At 58.8% G+C, this 21,746-nt stretch carries 18 protein-coding genes and 2 pseudogenes; 5 read left to right on the top strand and 15 right to left on the bottom strand.

Annotation, left to right across the window (positions count from 1 at the left end; genetic code table 11):
• Nucleotides 1-111: 111 nt before the first annotated feature.
• Genes trbG through NLM15_RS37295 form a run of 3 tightly spaced genes read left to right on the top strand, consistent with a single transcriptional unit; the run spans nt 112 to nt 2,472 of the window.
• Complete coding sequence (gene trbG, locus NLM15_RS37305; RefSeq protein ID WP_256565932.1) at nt 112-1,020, top strand: P-type conjugative transfer protein TrbG; 909 nt, start codon at nt 112-114, stop codon at nt 1,018-1,020.
• A complete protein-coding gene (locus NLM15_RS37300; protein ID WP_254122985.1) occupies nt 1,017-2,228 on the top strand; it encodes a TrbI/VirB10 family protein in 1,212 nt (403 codons plus the stop codon). The genes trbG and NLM15_RS37300 overlap by 4 nt, the downstream gene beginning before the upstream one ends.
• Nucleotides 2,229-2,232: 4 nt before the next feature.
• Nucleotides 2,233-2,472, top strand: coding sequence for a DUF2274 domain-containing protein (locus NLM15_RS37295; RefSeq protein WP_254122984.1), 240 nt, complete (start codon nt 2,233-2,235; stop codon nt 2,470-2,472).
• Here NLM15_RS37295 and NLM15_RS44145 read toward each other — a convergent pair.
• The gene (locus NLM15_RS44145; protein WP_375166906.1) at nt 2,445-3,389 is read right to left on the bottom strand and encodes a LysR family transcriptional regulator; all 945 of its coding nucleotides are present in this window, start codon (nt 3,387-3,389) and stop codon (nt 2,445-2,447) included. The two genes, NLM15_RS37295 and NLM15_RS44145, sit on opposite strands and share 28 nt — an antisense overlap.
• A 170-nt stretch (nt 3,390-3,559) precedes the next feature.
• Here NLM15_RS44145 and NLM15_RS37285 point away from each other — a divergent pair, with 170 nt between their 5' ends.
• Nucleotides 3,560-3,985 (top strand): hypothetical protein, encoded by a 426-nt coding sequence (locus NLM15_RS37285; RefSeq protein WP_254122983.1) that lies wholly within the window; start codon nt 3,560-3,562, stop codon nt 3,983-3,985.
• Nucleotides 3,986-4,184: 199 nt separating this feature from the next.
• Here NLM15_RS37285 and NLM15_RS37280 read toward each other — a convergent pair.
• The 3 genes and pseudogenes from NLM15_RS37280 to NLM15_RS37270 all read right to left on the bottom strand — a co-directional run bounded on the left by NLM15_RS37280 (nt 4,185) and on the right by NLM15_RS37270 (nt 7,986).
• Nucleotides 4,185-4,872: pseudogene (locus NLM15_RS37280) on the bottom strand (GntR family transcriptional regulator).
• A 1,691-nt stretch (nt 4,873-6,563) separates the two neighbouring features.
• The gene (locus tag NLM15_RS37275; protein ID WP_254122982.1) at nt 6,564-6,728 is read right to left on the bottom strand and encodes a hypothetical protein; all 165 of its coding nucleotides are present in this window, start codon (nt 6,726-6,728) and stop codon (nt 6,564-6,566) included.
• Between the two features lie 322 nt (nt 6,729-7,050).
• Nucleotides 7,051-7,986, bottom strand: coding sequence for an AraC family transcriptional regulator (locus NLM15_RS37270; protein WP_254122981.1), 936 nt, complete (start codon nt 7,984-7,986; stop codon nt 7,051-7,053).
• Between the two features lie 560 nt (nt 7,987-8,546).
• Between NLM15_RS37270 and NLM15_RS37265 the strand changes: the two genes are divergently transcribed.
• Nucleotides 8,547-8,819 (top strand): nuclear transport factor 2 family protein, encoded by a 273-nt coding sequence (locus NLM15_RS37265; RefSeq protein WP_254122980.1) that lies wholly within the window; start codon nt 8,547-8,549, stop codon nt 8,817-8,819.
• Nucleotides 8,820-8,969: 150 nt separating this feature from the next.
• On the opposite strand, the gene NLM15_RS37260 is transcribed toward NLM15_RS37265, so the two are convergent.
• From NLM15_RS37260 to NLM15_RS37210, 11 genes and pseudogenes are all read right to left on the bottom strand, one after another.
• Entirely contained in the window at nt 8,970-9,230 is a 261-nt protein-coding gene (locus NLM15_RS37260; protein ID WP_254122979.1) for a hypothetical protein, read from the bottom strand.
• A 590-nt stretch (nt 9,231-9,820) separates the two neighbouring features.
• A pseudogene (locus NLM15_RS43840) lies at nt 9,821-9,910 on the bottom strand (SOS response-associated peptidase); the annotation flags it as partial.
• Between the two features lie 692 nt (nt 9,911-10,602).
• On the bottom strand, nt 10,603-11,316 hold the full coding sequence (locus NLM15_RS37250) for a class II aldolase/adducin family protein (protein ID WP_254122978.1): 714 nt from the start codon (nt 11,314-11,316) through the stop codon (nt 10,603-10,605).
• Nucleotides 11,313-12,728 carry an FGGY family carbohydrate kinase gene (locus NLM15_RS37245; RefSeq protein WP_254122977.1) on the bottom strand — a complete coding sequence of 472 codons (1,416 nt, stop codon included), beginning with the start codon at nt 12,726-12,728 and terminating at the stop codon, nt 11,313-11,315. Before NLM15_RS37245 ends, NLM15_RS37250 begins: the two co-directional genes overlap by 4 nt.
• 6 nt (nt 12,729-12,734) lie before the next feature.
• A complete protein-coding gene (locus tag NLM15_RS37240; protein ID WP_309144972.1) occupies nt 12,735-13,742 on the bottom strand; it encodes an ABC transporter permease in 1,008 nt (335 codons plus the stop codon).
• Nucleotides 13,739-14,743, bottom strand: a complete 1,005-nt coding sequence (locus tag NLM15_RS37235) for an ABC transporter permease (protein WP_254124610.1) — start codon at nt 14,741-14,743, stop codon at nt 13,739-13,741. Before NLM15_RS37235 ends, NLM15_RS37240 begins: the two co-directional genes overlap by 4 nt.
• On the bottom strand, nt 14,736-16,220 hold the full coding sequence (locus NLM15_RS37230) for a sugar ABC transporter ATP-binding protein (RefSeq protein ID WP_254122975.1): 1,485 nt from the start codon (nt 16,218-16,220) through the stop codon (nt 14,736-14,738). Before NLM15_RS37230 ends, NLM15_RS37235 begins: the two co-directional genes overlap by 8 nt.
• 112 nt (nt 16,221-16,332) lie before the next feature.
• On the bottom strand, nt 16,333-17,334 hold the full coding sequence (locus tag NLM15_RS37225) for an autoinducer 2 ABC transporter substrate-binding protein (protein ID WP_014491732.1): 1,002 nt from the start codon (nt 17,332-17,334) through the stop codon (nt 16,333-16,335).
• 646 nt (nt 17,335-17,980) lie between these two features.
• Nucleotides 17,981-19,768 (bottom strand): alpha/beta hydrolase, encoded by a 1,788-nt coding sequence (locus NLM15_RS37220; RefSeq protein WP_254122974.1) that lies wholly within the window; start codon nt 19,766-19,768, stop codon nt 17,981-17,983.
• A 720-nt stretch (nt 19,769-20,488) separates the two neighbouring features.
• Entirely contained in the window at nt 20,489-20,662 is a 174-nt protein-coding gene (locus tag NLM15_RS37215) for a hypothetical protein (RefSeq protein ID WP_254122973.1), read from the bottom strand.
• A 295-nt stretch (nt 20,663-20,957) separates the two neighbouring features.
• Entirely contained in the window at nt 20,958-21,347 is a 390-nt protein-coding gene (locus NLM15_RS37210; RefSeq protein WP_254122972.1) for a hypothetical protein, read from the bottom strand.
• Nucleotides 21,348-21,746 lie beyond the last annotated feature (399 nt).

The raw sequence follows: 21,746 nt of genomic DNA, 5'->3' as shown, positions 1-21,746 counted from the left end.
TTTGACATTCGTTCAAAGCAACCCTTCGCGCAAAGCAGGCTCCATTCGGCTTGGCCCGAGGTCGTGAACTCAAGGTGGGCATTTCTGTCCGCTCTTCTGCTTTGTTCGTCTATGCTCGGTGCGTGCGCGACTTACATTCCGCCGGAGATCAGCTATGACGCTGAAGTTCCTCCGCTACCGGCGACGCCCGCGGCCCTCGACGACAGATCGCGGCCGCTTCACGTTCCACCCCTCTGGAAGCCGGCTCTCGGCGGCAAGTCGGGGGAGAAGGAAGGCGCTGAACCCGTGAGCCGGGTTGAGACAGCAAACAGCGCAGCCCGGGTCGAGCCGCGCAAGCGGGGGTATTTCAACGCGGCGCAAATCTACGCCTACAGTCCCGGGGCGCTCTATCAGATTTACGCCGCGCCGGGGCAGATCACGGATATCGCGCTCGAGGAAGGAGAACAGTTGACGGGATCAGGCCCTATCGCGGCCGGAGATACCGTACGCTGGATCGTGGGCGATACGGAGAGTGGGAACGGCGACACGCGCCGCGTCCATATCCTGGTCAAGCCAACCCGGGCATCGATCGAGACCAATCTGGTCGTCAATACCGATCGGCGCACCTACCTGATCGAGCTCCGTTCCCGCGAACGGCCATACATGCCGTCGGTTGCCTGGTACTATCCAGAGACTGTACGAGAACGATCGCGTTCGGTCGCTCTGAAGCCCGTTCTTCCGGCTCCGGCGCAGCGCATCTCCCGCTATGCGATCGAAGGGGACAGTCCTCCCTGGCGGCCGCTCGCCGCATATGACGATGGCCGTAAGGTCTACGTCGAATTCCCGCACGGCATCGTACAGGGCGAGATGCCTCCGCTCTTCGTCATCGGTCCAAACGGCAAGACCGAACTCGTCAACTATCGCGCCTATGGCAACGTATTGATCGTTGATCGGCTGTTTGCTGCCGCCGAACTGCGGCTTGGCGGCGAGCACCAGCAGAAGGTCCGTATTGTCAGGACCGACGGAAGGCCATCGTCATGAACGCTCGGAGTGGAAACGAACGAGAGCAAGCAGTCTCGCCGGAGACTCAGGGGGAGAAGTCCGAAGGTTTCCGCTTGAGAGCGGAGAATCCGCGTGTGACGCAGTTATCCCGAAAAGTCCTGGCTGGCGGGAGCGCGATTGCTCTGCTTGTCATTGGCGGAGCGGTGCTCTGGTCGCTGCAGAGCAATCGTTCCCGTAATCAGGCGACCGATGAGCTTTACAGCACCGATCACCACAATGTTGCCGACGGCATTACGGCGCTGCCGAAGGACTATGCTGGCGTTCCGCGCCAGCCAATCCCGCAGCTTGGTCCGCCGCTTCCCGGTGATCTCGGTCGACCAATCCTTGCCGCTCAAGGCCAGTCGCCGGCGATCGGCGCTGATCCGGAACAGCAGCGCCGAGATCAAGAAACCGAGGCAGCCCGCATGAGCCATTTGTTCGCTGCGACCAATGGACGTGAAGTGCGTCAGCCTACCGCTGCGGCCGTTGGAAGTGGCCGCGTCGTGCCATCGAGCGCAACGGGAACCGGCGATAACGCATCTGCGCAGAGCGGTCAGGACCGAAAACTAGCCTTCGTGAACGCCTCAGTGGACCGTCGCGCGGTCAGCCCTGACCGCATCACTAGGCTCGCTTCACCATATATTGTGCTAGCCGGGACGGTCATTCCGGGAGCTTTAATCACAGGGATCAGGTCCGATCTTCCGGGTCAAATCACAGCGCAGATTACCGAAAACGTGTACGATACGCCGACTGGCCGCTTTCTGCTTGTCCCCCAGGGAGCGCGTCTGATCGGGATCTATGATAGCCAGATTACTTACGGCCAGTCCCGTGTTCTGCTCGTCTGGACGCGGCTGATCATGCCGAATGGACGCTCCATCGTTCTAGAGCGGCAGCCTGGCGCTGACACCGGGGGCTATGCAGGCCTCGAAGACCAAGTCGATAATCACTGGGGTGAACTCTTCAAGGCCGCTGCGTTATCGACGTTCTTGGCTGCCGGGACGGAACTGGGCGCAGGATCCGACACCAATAGCAACGACAGCGCGATCATCCAGGCACTGCGGCACGGCGCCTCCGACTCACTGAACCAAACCGGACAGCAGGTGGTTCGACGCAGTCTTAACATCCAGCCCACTTTGATCGTGCGCTCTGGCTTCCCAGTTCGCGTCCTTGTCAACCGCGACCTCGTACTTGCGCCATACGGAGGGTAATGGCATGCCGAAGCTTAGAATAGGAGCGCTGCCCGACGACAAGCCGGTCAAGGTCGCCACCGAGCTTTCAGCATCAGTGCATCGGGATCTCGTCGCCTATGCAGAGGTCTTGGCGCGTGAAAATGGGCAGCGAGTCGATCCAACAAAGCTGATCGCGCCCATGCTGGCACGTTTTATGGCCACGGACCGCGGATTTGCGCGATTGAAGCGAGGGCGTCACCCGCCAATGGCGGAAGACGGATAGTAGTCAGCCAGCAATCGCAGAAAGCGTTTCAGCGCCGGATTTTCGTTCCCACGCAGCCAATGAACATGGAAACATACCTGCATCTGGCCTCGGCCATCGCGCAATTCTCGCCAAATAAGGTCATCTCCAATAGATTTCGTATTAGATGCGAGCATAAAGCTGACTCCAAGCCCTGCACTTGCAAGGCCGTGGATGACATGTCGGCTTACATTGTGTCGCTGAACCTTTTGTCCGATGCCTTGCGCCACAAGGTACGGTTCGATGATCTTTGTCAAACTGCATACATGTTCGCTCGTTCCGAGCAAGATCGTTTGATTGAGAAGATCCGTCCAGTAGATAACTTCACGGGTAGCCAGAGTATTGTCTGCGGCTAACAGAACAACAATGCCTTCGCACCATAGTGCACGAGATTCAAGATCGATTGACCGTGGCCCCTCGGGAACGATGATAGCATCTGCCACTCCGCTCCGTAGACAGCCATTCAAATCTGTCGGTGATCGCTCAATTGCGGTCACTTCGATGTCATGTCGTCCAAGATCAGCTAAGATCGCACGCAGATTCCTTGTCGAACCCGACGTACACAAACCTACCGAGAATTGAGAGGAGCCTGTGACTGCGCCATAACCTGCCGATTGAACAAGCGCTTCAATTCGCTCGAGGATCGCGGTCGCGCGACTTAGGAAGCTGGAGCCTGCCTGGGTAGGTCGTATGCCTGCCGACGATCGCTCGAACAATGTCGCTCCAACAAGTTGCTCTAACTGAATTACCGACCGGCTGAGTGCCGAATGTCGAACTCCGAGTACATCGGCCGCGCGCCGCAAGCTGCCGCAGCTACATGCAAGTACCGCAAGGCGAAGATGCTTCAGCTCGATTCTTGCGTGGCGACAGTCAGAGTTGTTGGATGGTTGCGCGTCCACTTCGATAACCCCTGATTGGCAGAAGCCGCCTGGATAGGATATTTCGGCTTAGCCGTGCGTACACCTGTATGATTCAACAGGCTATTCTTCTTGAGATCGCGTGTAACTTGGTGGAGACGGCCGCATTGTTGATTGCAGTACTTCGCATTTGGTCCGCACGAGTTTGGCACATGACCTTTCCAGCACTCCCATTCGAACCGTTTGGTGAGCTTTTGACCTCTGCGGGATGTTTGACGCAAATGTTCAGGATTGGGTACCGTATTTCAGGCACCGACACCGTCCTAACGTTTACTGAGGTTCCGTTCTCCGTTGTTCGGCAGTGGATCCCGCAAGAGATATCTGTATCTGTCAGCTTGCGCCAAAATGGCGGGTTGATTGCGAGTCTCGAGCTTGGGGAGACGGCCGAACGCAACGTCTTAAAGGAAGTTTCGTTGGTTCAGCTTGTCCAAGAGCTTATCGAGCCGCATCGCTTGTCCATGGAGGAAGTCAAGACGTCTGATTTGGATGTACTATTGCTTGCTTTGGAGAGTTCGGCGCAGTTCGTTAGGACCGCAATATCAACCCTCAAGTCGAATAAGGATCCGCCGTGTGGGTAGAACAGAGCGTGCGGTCGGCTCTTAATGGAGCTTGCAGAAAATGCGGTCTGGGATCACCAGATAGTCGGTTGGTGTCGGGAGTGCTCGATCCCTTGTCGGGGGGAGAGAGCAACACCGCCAGCCCCGAGGATGCTTAGAGGACTGGGACAGGAGCTCAGAAGTTTCAAATAGCCACGATTGTCTCGCCTGAGCGCCGCGCCTACGACTGCTTCTGCAACAGCTTCAGCCGGCAACGCAGCGCCTCGTGGATGTGGGCGCGCGCGAGCTGTTCGGCCTTGTCGCCGTCGCGCGAGCCAATGGCCTCTATAACGGCCAGATGCTCGCCGTGGCTGGTCGACGGGCGGCCCGTCACAGTGAACGTGGTCGGGCCGAGCAGGGCGATCCAGTCCTGCAATTCACGTGCGGCGTTGTCGAGATAGCGGTTGCGCGCGGCACGGCAGATCGCTTCGGAAAGGCGCGGTTGAGTCTCGCCACTCAGCGGCGTCGTTCGTGGAAGCCTCGACAAAGCCCCTGCTCGATATCCCTGAGCGCGTCGATCTCGGGCGATGAGGCGTGTTCGGCGGCGAGGCGCGCGGCGGCGCCCTCCATGATCTCGCGCACGGCGTAGAGCTCGAGTACCTCGGAGATGTCGAGATTGCGCACGATCAGCCCGCGACCGCCGGCGGGGTTCGACGAAGCCGCGGGCAGCGAGACGGCCAAGCGCATCCCCGACCGGCGTGCGGCTGACCTTCAACCGCTGCGCGGCCTCTTCCTCGCGCAGCCGGTCGCCGGCGCGGTAGCTGCCGGCCTGAAAATGCCTCGCACATCGAGCGGAACACGGCTTCACCCAGCGCTACGCCGCCGCCGCGCGCGATCGATCTGCCTGCCTTCGCCGTGCGTCTGACCATGCATCCTCGAAACGCAATGCGTATCCTGGCCATGTAGATATGCAACTTGACATCATCGCGCACTACAAGTAGCGCGACCCAACACGAAGAGGCGGCCCTCAGGCCGCCTCTTCGTGTTGTGGCTAGCACGGCTTCTTGCAAAGCCCTGCTGTGCCCGGTGGGCGAAAGGATCGTTAGAAGCTAGTAATCAAACCGGCAGGCGCCGCCATATTCGTCCCCGGCGCCACCGCTGTAGAGCGTGGCAACTTCGCTGGCGCGGAGAGGGACGGTCCTCTCTGCCGTAGCAAATCAATGCGCGTGTGCAGGCCGCGATAGCATTGATTGCCGACACGGCGACGGAATGCGACTTGGACGTCTTCAGAAAAAGAGCGTCGGTTTAGGTGCGATGCGGCGACCCGCGAGGCATCGACGAACGACTTGGTGCAGTGCCGACCACTTCTCCGGAGTTAGAACCGAAGGCGATGAGACATCTCCTCTTCCTCACCTCATCGATAGCCCGCAGCAGTTCGATCGATGCTGGTTCGGAGGACGCATTTCGCGTTCGAGAAAATGGCGCAGAAAGCTCGAGCCGCTCGACGTCGCACTCGAAGTGGAACCCGTCTGTTAGATGGCAACCAGAACTGAATATCGGTATCGGTGGTTGCGTCCGCAGTCTCGCGGACCATTTCTCGCCGCCGAGCAATTACGTAGAGCGAGACCTTTGACGAACTACCAAGGGGCCACGTCACGAGTTAGGCTGCCCTCCGGTAGGAAAAGAGGATTTCGGAAATAGTGGGTCTGGCGATGTCGCGGACCCCCGCTACCAAGCAGGACCAACTATCCTCAAAAGTGGGTTCTGGACTGTAGCGGTCTCCCGCTACCACAATTAGGGTAGCTACCAACTCCCGAAATTCTTCAGTTTTTTCAATGTATTAAGCCGTATTTTATCGCGGCGGCGCGACCTGTGTCCCTCACACTGGACACGGTCTTGAAGATGGCTCGCCACGCTTACCTTTAGCGAGCTGCGCCGCTTCGGATTGCTGCCTGCGCCGGCTAAGCCCGGGGTCGGGTCCATCCGGCCTTGGCGTCGGCGCCGGCGTCGTCAGAACCAGCGTTGCTGTTGCCGGTGCCGGCTACAAGCTCAGGTCGGATCTGGACCTCGAAGCACAGGCGGCGGTGGAGCGCGCACCCGCTGCATCGAGACGACCGCGAACGCGCGTACGGCAAAACCGTGTGGCCCTTGCTGCAAGCACTATTTTGGGCCTGTTGAAATCGCCGGAAGTGACGGAAAATGAACGCATGTATCGGCTGCCGCCTGACTAGCGAACGGCCGGCCTGAAGCGGCCGGGACCTAATAGGCCCTAGTTTCACATGGCGGGGCTCGATGCCCGGTTCGGGTCACTTTCGGACTTCCGCGTGGTCCAAATCGAAGTCCGCTCTTACTGCACCAGCAGACATGAGCGGCGGAAGGCCGAAGGATGGCGGTCCGCCCGCAAGTTGTCCGGGTCCTTCTGAGTTTGCTGCATGCGGGACGGCGCGACCAAACGTATTAGCATTTTCACGTATTAGCATTTTCGCATCTCATCTAAATTTCGTACCGTATCGCACAAAGAGGAGCTGCCGCGCCCGGCAGCGTGGCGCTGACCGAAAACGAGAAGCATTTGATAGTCGATGTCTACCTGCTGTCATAAGCGCCTTGCGGTAAGGCCCCCTCACTGCGGCCAATCCTTGCAGAGCATGATGCCGATCATGATCAGGGAGCCGATTGCGACCACCACCGGGCAGACAAACGGCAACTCTTCCAGCACGCAGATGACGACCGCCCGGACGCGGAGGGTTTTCTTCGTATGCGCAAAGCGCCAGCCTGCCACACCCATCGGACATCTCCGTTTGGCCCCCAGCAGCGGCGGTCTTACCCTTCAACACGAAGCGATTTCCGGCTATCGCCCATTCGGATGTATCCCTGGATCAAGGTGAAGGAACCCTTGCATGGCCTGATCGGCCCCTTGCAGCCAATCAGCGCCGCTGCAATAGGCCGTGAGCACGCTGGTAGCCCCGCACTCCTGGCGCCGTGCACGGCTTTCCTACGGCCTCGCCCTCACGCCTTACGTAGCGCCAGGTCTGCGCTTCTGCTGTCCCGTGAGGTCGAACCGTTCGCGTTTTCAGCGACCGCCGCCCACGCTTTGTGAGGGCGCAGGATCACTTCTGCCGCACGATCGACGCGGCGCGCACGCCTGATGGCGTCTCGCCGAAGCGCCGGCGGAACGAGCGATTAAAATGAGAAACATCACCGAAGCCGACTGCAAACGCGATATCGATGATGGCCAGATGCAGATGGTGCGGGTCAGTCAGCATCGCGAAGGCACGCTCAAGCCGACACCTTGCAAGGTGCTCGGTGAACGACTGTTCGGTCTCCTCCAGTAATTTTTGCACGTATCGCCGCGACATACCGAGCGCTCCAGAGACCTTGGTCAGATCGAAATTGGGATCGCTGGAGCGTTGCGCGACCTCCGCCAGGATCGCTTGGACCTTGGCCGCCTTCACACCACGCTCTGTAACGATGTTCGCAGCTTCGGCGGTCGGCCCGAGCGTCGCAGCCACGAGATCGAGGAGATGTGCACTGACGGTGGAGGCGAGTTTTGATGCCGGAGGTTCTTTGAAGGATGCGAGCGACCGCAGGTAGCGGTGGAGCAGTCTAAGCGCCGGTCCAGGACGCACCGGCCGGCCTGATAGATCTTCCGGCAGCGCAACCAGAGACTTAAGGGCGGCAGCCTCCACCGTTACGAATTTAACGCTGGCGCCACGCGGCCCAAATACTCGCAGCGGCCTTCCCCGGTCAACCAAACAAGCGGAGCCGGTATCATAAACATGTTCCTGGCCAGCATTTGCAAATTGGACCGGCCCAGCCTCGACGATGTTTAGTCCGAAGTGGTCACGGCTATCCTTGAGGTGGTGTTTGTGACGGAGAAACTCGACCGGCGTGGTGATAATGCTACAAACGCCAACCGTGCCGAGCGGCAAGTAGGTGACGTCGATACGTGGGCGACCGCCGCTGTGATCAATCACGTCCAAGGCGAGGTTTAGCCGCGCAAATCCCTCACGGAACGTGGAGAACCGTGCGCGCTCCGGCAGCATCTCAGTCGACCATCGCACAAGGGGAGATGACGTTGGCATGCTGGCCTCCCGTTTCGGCGCCTAACCACCCAAGAACGACTGAGGCGCCCGAACGAAATCTGTAAATTCCTCGAATAACGTCAAGACGTCTCAAGAGATTATATCGCGCCGCAGCTTCGGCGCAGGTGTGAAGTGGATTACAGACGGAGGTGGGACCTCAAGAAAATGATGAGGAATTTGTCGTCGGGCTTTCGATGCTCTCACGGTTCGCATCGAGGTTGCGATGATGCGTGAAACGCTGGCGCGAGACCGGAGACGGCGAGCGCCTTAAACCTTCGTATCGGTCCGTTACCCGTTTAGATGACCGACGCTTACCGACGTTCAATTGAGGCGCCGATCGCGATCGTATTGTCTACAGAGCGTGCGGTAGCGCCCCCGCTATCGCTGCCCTCCTTGGGCGTTTCCTCCCTAGACTTGGGCCGCTTGTGGCAACGCAGGCGGCCCTTCTTTTGCGTCTCACCGCTTCACTCCATAGCCTAAGGCGCACATCGGGAGCGGCGATTTGCTTATGATGGAACCTTATGTCGATTTCACCGGACGACTTCGATCCGCTGGCCGTCGTCGTAGACTGGCTCGATGCCTGTCGGCGGGGAAACCTCAGCGCGCTGCTCAACCTGTATGATGAGCAAGCGGTTTTGGAGTGCGACTGCGAGGGCGTGAGCATAACTGGTCGAAAAGCGATTGCGGCTTACTGGGCACCGAAGCTTGAAAGCAAGGGAGCGAGCGCCGATAGGCACTATCGCTTACGTACGTTCGATGAGATGCCGCGTGCCCCGCGATGCGATGATCCGTGAGGCGGGCAGAATGCGGCTACCTACATCGGAGGCATGGAGTGATGCAGGACGAAGCCGATAAACTCAATGAGCGAGTGACGATGCAGCAAAGACCTGCTCGGTTTTCTAGGCCTCGCAAAGGCTTCGTCCCGCGGCGCTCCTCCTCGGATGTCAGGTCACCGGCATGGCCTTCGGGTGGATTGGCTCGACCACAGCGTTCGCTCGGCGATCAGAAGGCGTGAAGGCCCCCTTTGCGTCGCTCAGCTTCCGCATGTAGTAGCCTTGCCTTTGAACCGCCGACTTGATCTCGTCACTGACTTTGAGAACCTTCCTTTTGGATTTACGCCATCGCCCCGACTTGTGTGGGGGTATAGGAAGTCCCTTACTAACGACGAGCAAGTCCCGTCTATCGTTCAAATAAACGTCAAACATGTGCCACCCTGGGCCAATTTAACGGTATCGTTTCGGTGCAAATGCGCAGTTACAAAATTGCAGGCTGCACTTTTTTAAACCGCTTCATCGCAGCACTGTAGCGCTGACAATAACACCGGGCCTTCGGCTCCCTTCCTGTGAATAGCGGGGAAGACTCGCGGTGTTCATCCAACGTGACGCGTTCTTCTGCTTGTATGTTGTTCAGATGTTACACGTACACACCAACAGATTTCCGCTACGCGTCGCGGTGAACGCCTCACTGCTTGCGCCCCAGCCAAGGGGACAAGCTGTGGATTAAAGGTAGGTTGAACCCACTAGGCGCGGTTGATGGAACCTGCCGTGGGAGTCAACGATGCCAATTAGCGACCTAATAGACAGATTGATAGAAGAACACCGAGGCGACGTTCACGGGGCCTTGCAGGTGCTCCTCTTGCTCAACGAGCAACTCGAAGCCGAGTTGAAATACTTCTATGAACAATCCAACATCGTGCCACCGCATCGAGGCACGCTGCACTAGACCAATTGTTGGTAGCCGTAAGGCCAATCACCTCGTCCGCAGTGCGGCTGGTTGATGCTTGATGTAAGCGCTGCGGGAAGCAGCGGCCAACGTAGCGGTTGATCACGCGAAGCAGCTTGATGATCGCGGCTTGGTTAGTGGTGATGCTGCAGAGGTTGCGTATAATTGCAGTTGCTATTCCTTCCGAATCGCCGGGGAACGATGTTGGGCTCGGCTCTTTGGCTGGCGTACCTGCCTTCAGCTCCGGCGTCGCCGTGCATTCGCCGGCCCAGAGCTTCGTCCCCCTGACCATCCCGACGAGCTTGCACCCCTCGGCTTCATCTGAACGAGCGGCTTCGCGACGACGGTCGATTGCTTTGCCGGCGTTGCGCCTTAAGCGATCGCAATCGTGGGAATAAACAACATAGCGAAACAAAGCGCTGTTCTCATAACGTGGTTCCACATCTTCAACGCGTGCGTCCGCAAATCAGCTTGCCAACTTGTTGGCACGCGCCGGCTCCTCCAGCGCGTCGCGCAAATCAAATCGGCTCGTCGGCCCAAGCATTGTACCAACCCCCCCCCATTCTCGACGGCATAGAAAACGCAATGGCTTGATGCTGGTCTTATCAAGGCTCTTAATCAGCGGCTCTGTCGGAGCATATCTCCAACCGATGGGTGGTCGACGATTACATTCACCACCGCCAAAATCGGTCTGGCGCCATCGAGCGGATTTGAACCTGCGCACGAAGGAAAAGTGGATGTATCTGGTGCGGTTATTGGTTCGCTGTCTGACAATTTTCGCTGATCACCCGCGGCTGGTTGCTTGCAAAGTTCTTTAGCGAAGAGAATGCCAGCCGCGTTCAACGACACCCTGAGTCAATGTGGCGCCGGTTTCGACTGAAGCATGGCGCGTGGAACATCACCGACGTCGTCAAGATCGGGCGCCTGGCCGTAGCCCATGCGTTTCATCTGTTCGTGGACCTGTGCCATTTCCGTCTCGCTGAGGCGCGGAGGTTCGCCGATCGCCAGCGCGTGGACATACATCTTCGCCAGGGTCTCCACCTCCACGGCAAGCCAAAGCGCCTTTTCAAATGTCTGCGCCGTTACGATCAAGCCATGATGGCCGAGCAAGCAGGCATTTCGTCCTTCGAGCGCATTAACGGCATAATCGGACAGCGCCTGTGTGCCGAAACAGGCATAAGGCGAACAACGGATATCGTTGCCACCGGCTACCGCGACCATGTAGTGGAAGCAAGGAATGCCACGCTCGTGCACGGCGAGAATGGTGCTGAAGGTGGAATGCGTATGAAGCACGACGTTTATATCGTCACGCGCTCGCAGAATATCGCGATGAAAACGCCATTCTGAAGAAGGGCGATGGGTGCCCTGGTAATTCGCGGCAAAATCCATCGCGACAATGTCTTCTGGCCGCATGCGCTCGTAGGGCAAGCTTGTCGGCGTGATTAGCATGCCGTTTGGAATCCGGTGAGAAAGATTGCCGGAAGTCCCTTGGTTGAGACCGTTTCGGTTCATCTCCTTGCAGGTATCGACGATGCCCTGGCGGAGATCGGCATGATTGCGGTCTGTCATGATGGGTGCTCCGAAAAAGAAATCCAGGATTGATAGGCGGCGGAAAGGGTGCGTTTGCACTCGCCCTCGCCGAGCGGCGTGACAGCTTCAAGCACCACGCTCGAAACCGGAATCGTACGCGAAAATCTCCGCCACAGCAGCGCAGCGCCGAGCGCCGTTCCATCCCGAGATTGGCTCACCGAGACGCTCTGCGATGGCCGCAACGTGGCCAGAGCGCGCGCGAAGGGCAGGTTGGCGGCAAAGCCACCATCGATGACGACGTGTTTCGAGCTGCCAAGCGCATCTAGACAGCGGTTTGCGCTGAATGCGGCGTAGAGGACTGCCAACCCCTGCCATTCGGCTGGCGTTTCGGGCCGCGGTCCGATAATGCGCCCGCGGTGAGCTGCACCGGGGAACAGTCCATCATCGCCAACGAAGGAGGGGAGTGCCAGGGTTCCAAGGGCCAGTAGACTCGGCAATGCGGCGAGGACAGCTGCATCAGAAGCGTCGTGGTCTCTGCTGATCAAGTCATATTCGCGGCCTGTCGCGATCAGCGTGGAGGGTACGTTCTCACCGTCGACATCGATATTGAGCACCATGCCGCGTGTGGTGTCTAGGTTGTCTAGCGCGAGGCCGCGCTGAAAGCCGATCATCCAGGTGCCTGTTGATAGGATCGAGGTATCGGCCATGCCGGCGGCCTTGTAGCGGAATAGATTGGCGTTGGAATCATGCACGCCGCAGAGGATTTCGGTCGAGCGCGCCAAGCCGGTACGCTTGGCTACGGCCTCCGAAACCCTCCCTAGCACCGCACCGGCGGATGCCCGCTCCGGCAGAAGACGATTCCAGCCGCGCTTGCGCATCAGGGAGGAAGGCTGATGGTGGAAAAGGTCCCAGATATGGCTCTGAGCCGCGAGCTGTGAAATTTCACTTGCAGCACGCCCGCCGAGCCGCAAGGCGAAATACTGCGCAGTCATAAGATATGTTTTCGCGCGGGCGAATTCGGCGGGATATGCGCTTTCCTGCCAGAGCAATTGCTTTCCGAGCCGCATCGCACCGCTGATACCGCAAAACACTTCATCATAGGCAGGCGCAATCCGGGCGTAGATCTGGTCGATCTCAGGCGGCGAGACTGCATCATAGTCCATCATCGGCAGCACTGGCTCGTCGCCTTCGACAAGCACGGCGCCACACCCATGCGCGGTCGCGATCACCGCGCCGATGGTGTGGCGTTGCGTCACCACGGCCAAGGTGTCAAGGAACCACTCTTCCAGCCCGGCAAGATCATAGGCAAGGTATGGTCCTGCCGTGGTCGGCACATTCGGGATCGAATGTGTTTCGAGCGGCCAGCCGTCCTCACTCGCGACCAGCAGTTTCAGATTCGTCTTGCCAATATCGAGAACCGCGATCCGGGGAGAGGTTTCCGATCGTGTCATCGTTGTCTACCGGGGCGCTTTGCCGCCCAGATGAGGAACCGCTGCAACGGCAATCAGGATGCCACCCCAGATCGCCAGAGTGAGGAACTGGCTGAGATTGAGAAGGTTGAACGCCGAGGAGATCACCTGAAGGATGATCAGCGCAAGCAGCAATCCGCCGACTTTGCCAAAGCCGCCAAATGGATCGACGCCACCGAGCACGGCTGCAAGAATGGTGATGAGCAGATAGCTCTCGCCATATGCCGCGTTGGCTGAATTGAAACGTGCCAGCATGACGACCGCTGCGACACCGGCGAGCAGGCTCGAGAGGACATATAGCTTGAGCAGGACGGCGCGGGTATCGACGCCGGAGTAGCGGGTTGCCTTCTCGTTCGAGCCGATCATGTAAACCCTTGCCCCGAAGGGCGTTGCGTTTAGCATGAGCGCGACGGGTAACGCACAGAGCGCCAGCACGATCAGGGCAAAAGGCACCCCGAGAACCGTTCCATTGCCGATGAAAACAATGGGCTCCGGAAATCCGGAGATGACATTGCCGCGCGTCAGGCCGATCGCGAGTCCCTTGCAGAGTGTCATGGTGCCGAGGGTTGCGAGGATGGGCGAAACGCCGAGATAGGCGATGACAAATCCGTTGACAAGGCCGACCAGTGCCGCGACGGCAAACCCTGCCGCAATCGCCAGCACCTGCACGCCGGCCCAGGCAATGCCCTGAGTGCCCGGAATGTAGTGCGTCAGCAGGAAGGCAATGGTCAGTCCGGAGAGATTAGCGGTGGCGATGATGGAAAGGTTGAGGCCGCCAGATAGCAGGGCCAGCATCATCGCAAGCGAAAGGATGCCGAGCTCCGGCATCTGGAAGGCCATCGATTGCAGCGTGTTGACGGAGAAAAACCGGTCGCCGATGGTAATGGCGAACACCAACCAGAGCGCGACCAACAACAGGATGAGGGTTGCGATCGTCCCGCTGCCGGCCAAACGGATCAGGCGTCCGCGAAGGGCGAAGGTGGACGCATTTCTCATGACCGCGCGCTCCGGGTCCGCCGTTCTCGCTGCGACCAGGCTGTCGCCGAGACCGAGATCAGAATGACCAACCCGACAAAAAATGGCGACCAATAGGACGAAACGCCCAGCAAAATGATTCCATTCTGCAGGATGGCGAGCAGTGCCAACCCCAGAAACGTGCCGAGAACGGTGCCGACGCCGCCCATCAGGCTGGCGCCGCCGAGCACGACGGCCGCAACCACGTCAAGCTCCTTGCCGACCAGCACCGTCGGAGCTACGGACTGTGCAAGCTGTGCCTGGACCAGCGAGGCGATACCGGCCATGACCCCCATGTAGCAATAGACCAGCATGTTGAGGCCGAAGACATGGAAGCCAAGTCGCTGCGCGGCATCGGTATTGCCGCCCATGGCGTAAATCTGACGACCGATGTTGCTACGATTGAGCAGGAGCCAGGTGAACAGAAATGAGGACCCCAGCGCGAGGATCTGCAGGTTGACGCCGTAGGACGTATCCTTGCCCCAATCGAACTCGAACCAGAATATCCCGGCCGCGAACCAGTCGGGTAACGAATAGATGTATTTACCGCCCGTGAAGAAAATCAGCAGCCCATAGAAAATGTTCAACGTTGCCACGGACACGATGATTGATGGTATCCGAAGCTTCTGGATGAAGATCGCGTTGAGGGCGCCGAGCGCACCTCCAATACCGATCGCGATCGCAAAAACGCAGACCCAGTTCGCGCCGTATGCGTTCGCCACCGTAAGCGTGACATATTGCGCCACCGATGCTGTCGCCGTGAAGGAGATGTCGATTCCGCCGGCGATCAGCACCACGAGCAGCCCGAGGGCGAGGATGCCTACGAATGCGTAGGAGGTCAGCAGGTCGAACAGATTCTGCATGGTCAGGAACTGGCCGTTCGCCGCGCCCAGGCTGACGCAGAGCACGAGGATCACGATCAACAGCCAGAACTCATGGCTGCGCCGAAACCTGCCAAATGAAGCAAACCGCGATTCAGGCATTGACCGCCTGCCGAAGCGCATCTTCGGAGGTGTCTGCGGCCATCACGTCAGCGGTCAAACGCCCTTCGCGCATCACCAGCACGCGATGGCTGTGATAAAGTACCTCGGGGATTTCGTCTGATATCATCAGCACCGCGACGCCCTCGCGGGCCAGCCTCCGGATGATCTCATAAATCCCATCCTTAGCGCGGATGTCGACACCGACCGTTGGGCTATCAAGGATAAGCACTCGTGGGTTGGTCGCCATCCATTTGGCGAGCACAATCCGCTGCTGATTGCCGCCGGAGAGCGTCTTGACCGCGTTGTTGGGATCAGACACCTTGATTCCGAGTTCGGCGACCCATCGCGCAACATGGCTTTGCCGCGCGCGTGTGCCAATCAGGCCGAATGCACCAGCGAGACGTTCCAGCACGGTCAGCGTGACGTTCGACGTGATCGACTGGTCAAGGATGAGGCCAAGCGCAAGCCTGTCCTCGGATACGTAAGCGATGCCTCGACGGATCGCGTCTGCATTCCTGTTCAGCGCGATGCGGTGGCCGTCAAGCGCCATGGTGCCTCGATCGGGCGGGTTCATGCCGAACAGCGACAGTGCGAGCTCGGTTCGGCCCGATCCAAGCAATCCGGTAAGCCCCACGACTTCTCCGGCGCGCAATTGCAAGCTCACATCGTCGTAGTCACCATCGCGGCCAAGGCCCTGGACTTCGAGGACAACCGCACCCACGGCAAGGTCGGACACCTGCTTCTGATACTCGAAAGCTTTCCCGGTCATCAGGTGACTGAGTTTGCTGCCGTCGATGGCCGCTGCGTCAAAGGTGCCTACCTTGGCTCCGTCCCGCAATACCGTCACGCGCTCTGCGATCTCGAGCACCTCGTCGAGGCGATGGCTCACGAATACGACGCAGATACCGCTTCGCTTCAGGTCGCTGACGAGCTTGATCAAGGTGTTGACCTCGTGGCGGGTCAGCGACGCTGTCGGCTCATCCATGATGAGGAGTTTGGCATCCGCCGCCAGGGCCCGGCAGATCGCGACCAGCTGGCGTCCGGCAATGCTGAGTTCGGAGACTTTTGTTTCCGGATCGACCTCAATACCGACCTTCGCCATTGTGGCCATGGCGATGGCCCGCATAGAGGACCAGTTCACCGTGTGGACGCCGCCAAGATGGTGCGCCATGGCGATGTTCTCGACGACGGTGAGGTTGGAGAATAGCGATAGATCCTGATAGATGACCTGAATGCCGCAATGGGTGGAGTAGACCGGGCTTAGTTTTGGGTACTCCTTGCCGGAAATGACGATCTGGCCTCCTGGTTCCGGCGCCTCGACGCCGGAAATGATCTTGATCAGCGTCGACTTGCCGGATCCGTTTTCGCCGACAAGGCAATGCACCTCTCCGACCTCCAGCGTCAGATCGACGTCGCGAAGCGCATGCACGCCGCCGAAACGCTTTGATATGCCGGACATCTCCAGGAAAGTCGTCAATGCTTCGTCCTGTAATGGGACCGCTTGTCAAGCGATCGCCTCGACGCGGATCGTATTCCCGGCCAGAAAGCCGGGAATGCGGCGCGACGAGGCGGCTGGGGCCGGTGTAGTTCTAGAGTCCTCCGGCAATCAGTCCGTCGATGGTTTCTTTGTTGATCCGCATGATCTTGTCGACCTTGATCTGCTTGCCGGCCACATCGACCGCGGCCTTGCCGAGGCCTGGAACATCGACGCCATCCGTGATTGGCTTGCCATCAAGCACGAGCTTGGCTACTGCAACCATGGCGTAACCTGCATCGGTGGGATTCCACAGGAAACCTTCGCGGATGGTATCATCTGCGATGAGCGACTTCGCCTGGCTCGGCAGCACGGTGCCGACCACGGCGATCTTCTTGCCAAGGCGTTGTTGACGCACCGCATTGCCGGCCCCGATCGGTCCATTCGAGCCGAAGCCGAGAATGCCGCGAAGGTTCGGATAGGCCTTGATCACGTCAAGCGTCGTGCGCTGGCTGGTATCGATCTCGTCGGCGCCGGGGAAACGGTCGGCGACGAGTTTCATTTTCGGGAAATTCTTCTGCTGATAGGCAATCGCGGCGTCGGCCCATTTGTTGTGAAGCGGCGTCGTCAAGGTCCCGACATAAACAACGTAGTCGCCTTCGCCGCCCATGTCCTTGGCGAGACGCTCCATCTGCACTTCACCGAAGCGAACGGAATCGATCAATTCCACGTTCCAGTCACGGCCTTCCTGCTCGGGGCCCTCATGGGTGATGACTTTGATGCCGGCCGCCTGGGCGCGCTTGAGCACCGGCTCGCACACTTTGACGTCCAGCGGCACCAAGCCGATCACGTTGACCTTCTTGGCGATCAGATCATCGAGCAGCTTTACCTGTTGTGCCGGATCGACGTTCGCCGGTCCAACCATGGTGGCATTGATGCTGAAGTCCTTGGCACCCTTCTGGATTCCCTTTTCAAGAGCGTTGAACCACGGAATGCCGGCGATCTTCACGACCGTGACCATTTCCTTTTGAGCCTGCGCAAAAGCAAACCCCGGAAAACCGGTACCGGCGATCGCCGCCGCACCACCAAGCATTTTGAGTGTCTGGCGTCTGTCCATTGTTCCCTCCCAGGAAGCTATTTTTAGCCTCCGCTCCTTTACCCGGCACTCGCCTGGCGGAGCAGTTGGCTTCATTCTTGATTGGCGGCGAAAAGGTCACCTCCAGCCTCAGGACTTGCGTGGGGATTAGAGACCAACGCTACGAAAGGTGTCAAGGAAGTGACATGTCAGCCAGCCCCGCCTGTGGCGATGTCCGGGCATGGACATGGCCGACCTGCAGCTGGCAACCGCCAACGTCTGCCCTCACGAAGAGAGCGGACCAAATCCTTATAAACGTAGGCAGATTACGACCGGCGGAAGTCTTTGGGGGATGTTGTTGCGGTCCGCGAATTGAACCCGCCGTTCGACCAGCTTCTGAGTTCAGGCGGACGATCGGAGCAAATATCGTAGATTTGCGTCGTGTGGGGAGAGGCGGCAGTACTCTCCCGACTCGAACCCGACAGCTCGCAAAGCGAGGGATCGCCTCGAGCGAGTTACTCCACTCCGTCGCGAGAATTGCCCGGGACGCATGACCGCTCCCGCATAGCGCGTCAGGCTCATAACCTGAAGGTCATAGGTTCAAATCCGACCGGCGATAATTGTCGCGCGCGGGCTCGGATGCACATGCCTAGGCCCTCGCCGGCGCAGTTTCGGGTGTGCGGATCAGCTAAGATGCCATCGCTCTCACGCGTACGTAGGAGCCGGGAGCGTCCTCGATGACCGGCAAGTTGCCGCCGCCCGGTTCGCGCGCGGGATCGCGCTGATGATCCAAGCGAGTAACCCACTCATCCCAAACGGGCCACCAGGAGCCCTGATGACTGGTTGCGCCAGCGAACCATTGGTCGGGGGCAGGCGGCAAGTTGTCGTTTGTCCAATGGCCATACTTACTGCCCGGCGCGCTGATGACTCCCGCCATGTGTCCGGAGGCGGACAGCACGAATTTGACGGGACCGGAATACAGACGCGTCGCCGCATAGGTCGACTCCCATGGGGCGATATGGTCTTCGCGCGTGGACAGGATGAACGACGGGATCTTGATCCGCGACAGGTCGATCGGCGTGCCGGCGAGAGTGATACCGCCGGGCTTGGATAGGCGATTTTCCAGATACATCGCCCGGAGATAGAATGAATGCATAGCCGCGGGCATCCGCGTGGAGTCCGAGTTCCAAAACAGTAGGTCGAACGGGAGCTGCTCCTTGCCGAGCAAGTAATTGTTCACGACGAAGGACCAGATCAGGTCGTTGGCCCGCAACATGTTGAATGACGTCGCCATATCCTGAGCGTCGAGATAGCCGCGCTCGCGCATGCGCCTTTCGAGCGACGCGAGCTGCTCCTGATCTATGAAGACGGCCATGTCACCGACTTCTGCGAAATCCACCAGCGTCACGAAGTAGGTGGCGCTTGCGATCCTGTCGTCCTCGTTCGCGGCCAGGTAGGCGGCCGTTGAGGCGAGCAGAGTACCTCCGAGGCAGTACCCGATCGCATTGACGTGCTCTTCGCCGGTCGCCCTTTTGATTGCATCCAGGGCCGCGACGGGACCCTCGAGCATGTAATCTTCGAAGCCCTTCTCCGCGAGCTTCTCGTCCGGATTGACCCAAGAGATGACGAAGACGGTATGGCCCTGGTCGACTGCCCACTTGATAAGCGAGTTTTTCGGCTGAAGATCGAGAACGTAAAATTTGTTGATCCACGGCGGGATAATGAGGAGAGGTCGCTTGCGGACTTCGCTTGTCGTAGGAGCGTATTGGATGAGCTGCATCAGGTTGTTTTGGAAGACGATCTTACCGGGGGTCGTGGCGATGTTCTCGCCGAGCTGGAAGGCCTTCATGTCGGTCATCGTGATGGAGAGGCGGCCCTCGCCACGACCGACATCGGAAAGCAGGTTGTCGAGCCCACGGAGCAGATTTTGTCCTCCGGTCTCCAGCGTGGCTTTGAGCACCTCCGGATTGGTGGCGACGAAATTTGAGGGAGAAATGGCGTCGACGAACTGACGCGTGTAGAAGTCGACCTTGCGTGCGGTGGCGTCGTCCATGCCCTTGACGTCTCGGACAGTCGAAAGGATCGCCTTGGCAGCGACCAGGTAGCTTTCCTTCACGTAGTTGAAGACTGCGTTCTCGGTCCAGTCGGGATGCTTGAACCGTTTGTCCTTGGGTCTGTCGGATTCGCAAGGGCGTATCAGCCACATGCTTTCTGCCGCCGATTTCCAAACGGCCATGCTGTCGTTGAAGAGGTCGATCTGGGCCTTCGCTACTGGCGTCGGGTCCGACATCATTTTCGTCATGAGATCGACGAAATCGAATCCGAGCGTCGAGGTGTCTCCCATGCCGACCCTCGTGGAGTCGGCCTGGGACGTGGCGAACCGCTGCATCAGCAACTGGCTTTGCTTCGCGATCGAGTGCAGTTGGTCAGCGAGAACAAGAGGATCCCACGTAGGTTGCGTCGATCGATCTCTCATGTCTTCCTCCCTCCGTTTTTCGAAAGAGTAGCACCGTTGGGATCGAAGGCCAGCGAAGGGGCAGTCGATCCGACGGGTGGCCGGATTTAACGTGGGTTCGGAAGGCTAGTTTCATAGTGCTGCGGTCAACGTCTGCGCAACGTGGATACCTGGATTTGTCCGACGATCCATTCGCAGAAATTGCGTGCGGCCCCAATATATTGTGCTCTGCAAAAGGGGAGCCGGGCCTTTTGCGCGGTGGCCCCGCGATCGCCTTCATCGAAGCGCGCACCAGCGAACAATCGGTCGATGCCGTGACGACTAAGTTCGCTTGGTTACGTGTGGGTCAGTCACGAGCCCCCTGCGGAACTTGGAAGATCCTAAAGCGCCATCGCGCCTCAAACGTGTCAAGCTCAGTCAGTGTCGACGCTTGCGCATCCAATGGATTGCCTGGCGTATTAGGCTTCGCTACGACGGCGCCCGTAGCCTCTCCACGAGAAACCGGTTCGCGAGATACCTCAGAAGACCACTCCAGCAACGACTTCGAAAGCATGGGCTTGCCCGCGTACCAGCATTTTCGTCCGTCGATGAGACGATAGGACCACCACTGCGCTTGCCGATTTGCCGGCATTGCAGAGCTGCATTGTTGCTTAGCTTGCACGATTCTCATTTCGAGCGGCGACAACGTAGCGATACAAAAGGTGAGAGCAAACCATTTAAGCGATTTGCTCATAGGCTCGCTCAGCCGCCCTGTTGCTGCAATCGACTTATGGCAACGACCAAGGCGAGGCGTTCGAGGACTTCCACCAGCTTCTCAAGGATCTGCGCATTATCCTTGGGTCGGGGCTGCAAGTATTCTTCCAATATGAGCTGCGCTTCGCTAATCGCTTGCAGCGCCAACTGTTGATCAGTCATCGATGCTTACTCATTAAATGAACGCGCTAACGGAGTGAAGAAGAGAGGAATTAAAGTCAGATTTTAGGAATATCCCTGCTCCTCGTTTCACATTTTGTTTCGGGGTTAGGCTTTTACAATGGCAGTGCCTTTGCCGAGTGATCGGCAATTTCGCAGAGATGTGGCTGTGAGCATAGTCCAGCCATTGCGGCATTTGCGCTCCTGCCGAGCCAATGTCCGCTATTGGCCATTTTTCCGAAGCAGCGTCTGGGCTCGCGGGATGCCCGCTTTTTGAGACATGGCGGACTAGATTTGCTCAGGTTGAGTTCTTCGCATTGTGACCCAAATCAGACATCATCCCTCCGGTACCTCGGCCAAAGCATGCCTTCATAGATGCGTTCACGTCCGGCGAGGCGGATGGAATTTTCACTCGCTGCGCCGAGGCGGAACCGGCGGATGGTAAAGCTTGGATCAAGCGCAAGTCCTGCCTTCGCAGCGGCTCGCGCCTCATCCAGAAAAGTCGCGCAAGGACGACGGCGAGCCCGAAATGCGTAATGGGATAATTTCGGTTGGCCTCAAGACTTCGACGGAACGAAGCTACTGCTTCGGCGTCGGCATTGAGCTGCACTTTGGCGAAGCCGACCATCTGCAGCCACCGGAAGGCGGATATGTCGCGAGGAGAGAGGCGGAGCGCCTTCGTTGACATGAGCCTCGGTACGCCTCAACCGCGATGAGTTGGGCGTCCAGCGTATTGGCGAGCCTTGCTACGATTTCGTCCTGCGTATCGAAAAGGTCGGTGAAGAGCTCGTCAAAGCGTTCGGCCCATCGATGCGACCCGGTTTGACTGTCAATTGGTGCGGAGTCGACAGATGAGTGCAAAAGTGAACAGTCCTTGGATCGCGCGCGGTGGCGTCAACAATTGACCTAAAGCGATCATGCGCCGCATAAGCCTGTACGGCTGATTGCCTTCCGGGACACAAGCGACCCCTAGGCCCCAGCAGAGTTCGAGGAGGATATTTCCGTCGGCAGACCGGCGATGCATCCACGAGCACCGACACCTTCAGCAGCGTAATGCCGTGATGGCGTCGATGTTCAACGGCACCGG

The sequence above is a fragment of the Bradyrhizobium sp. CCGB20 genome (assembly GCF_024199855.1).
In the GTDB taxonomy this organism is placed as follows: domain Bacteria; phylum Pseudomonadota; class Alphaproteobacteria; order Rhizobiales; family Xanthobacteraceae; genus Bradyrhizobium.
The sequence above is the reverse complement of the archived record's forward strand: the minus strand, read 5'-3'. Positions and strand labels throughout refer to the sequence as shown.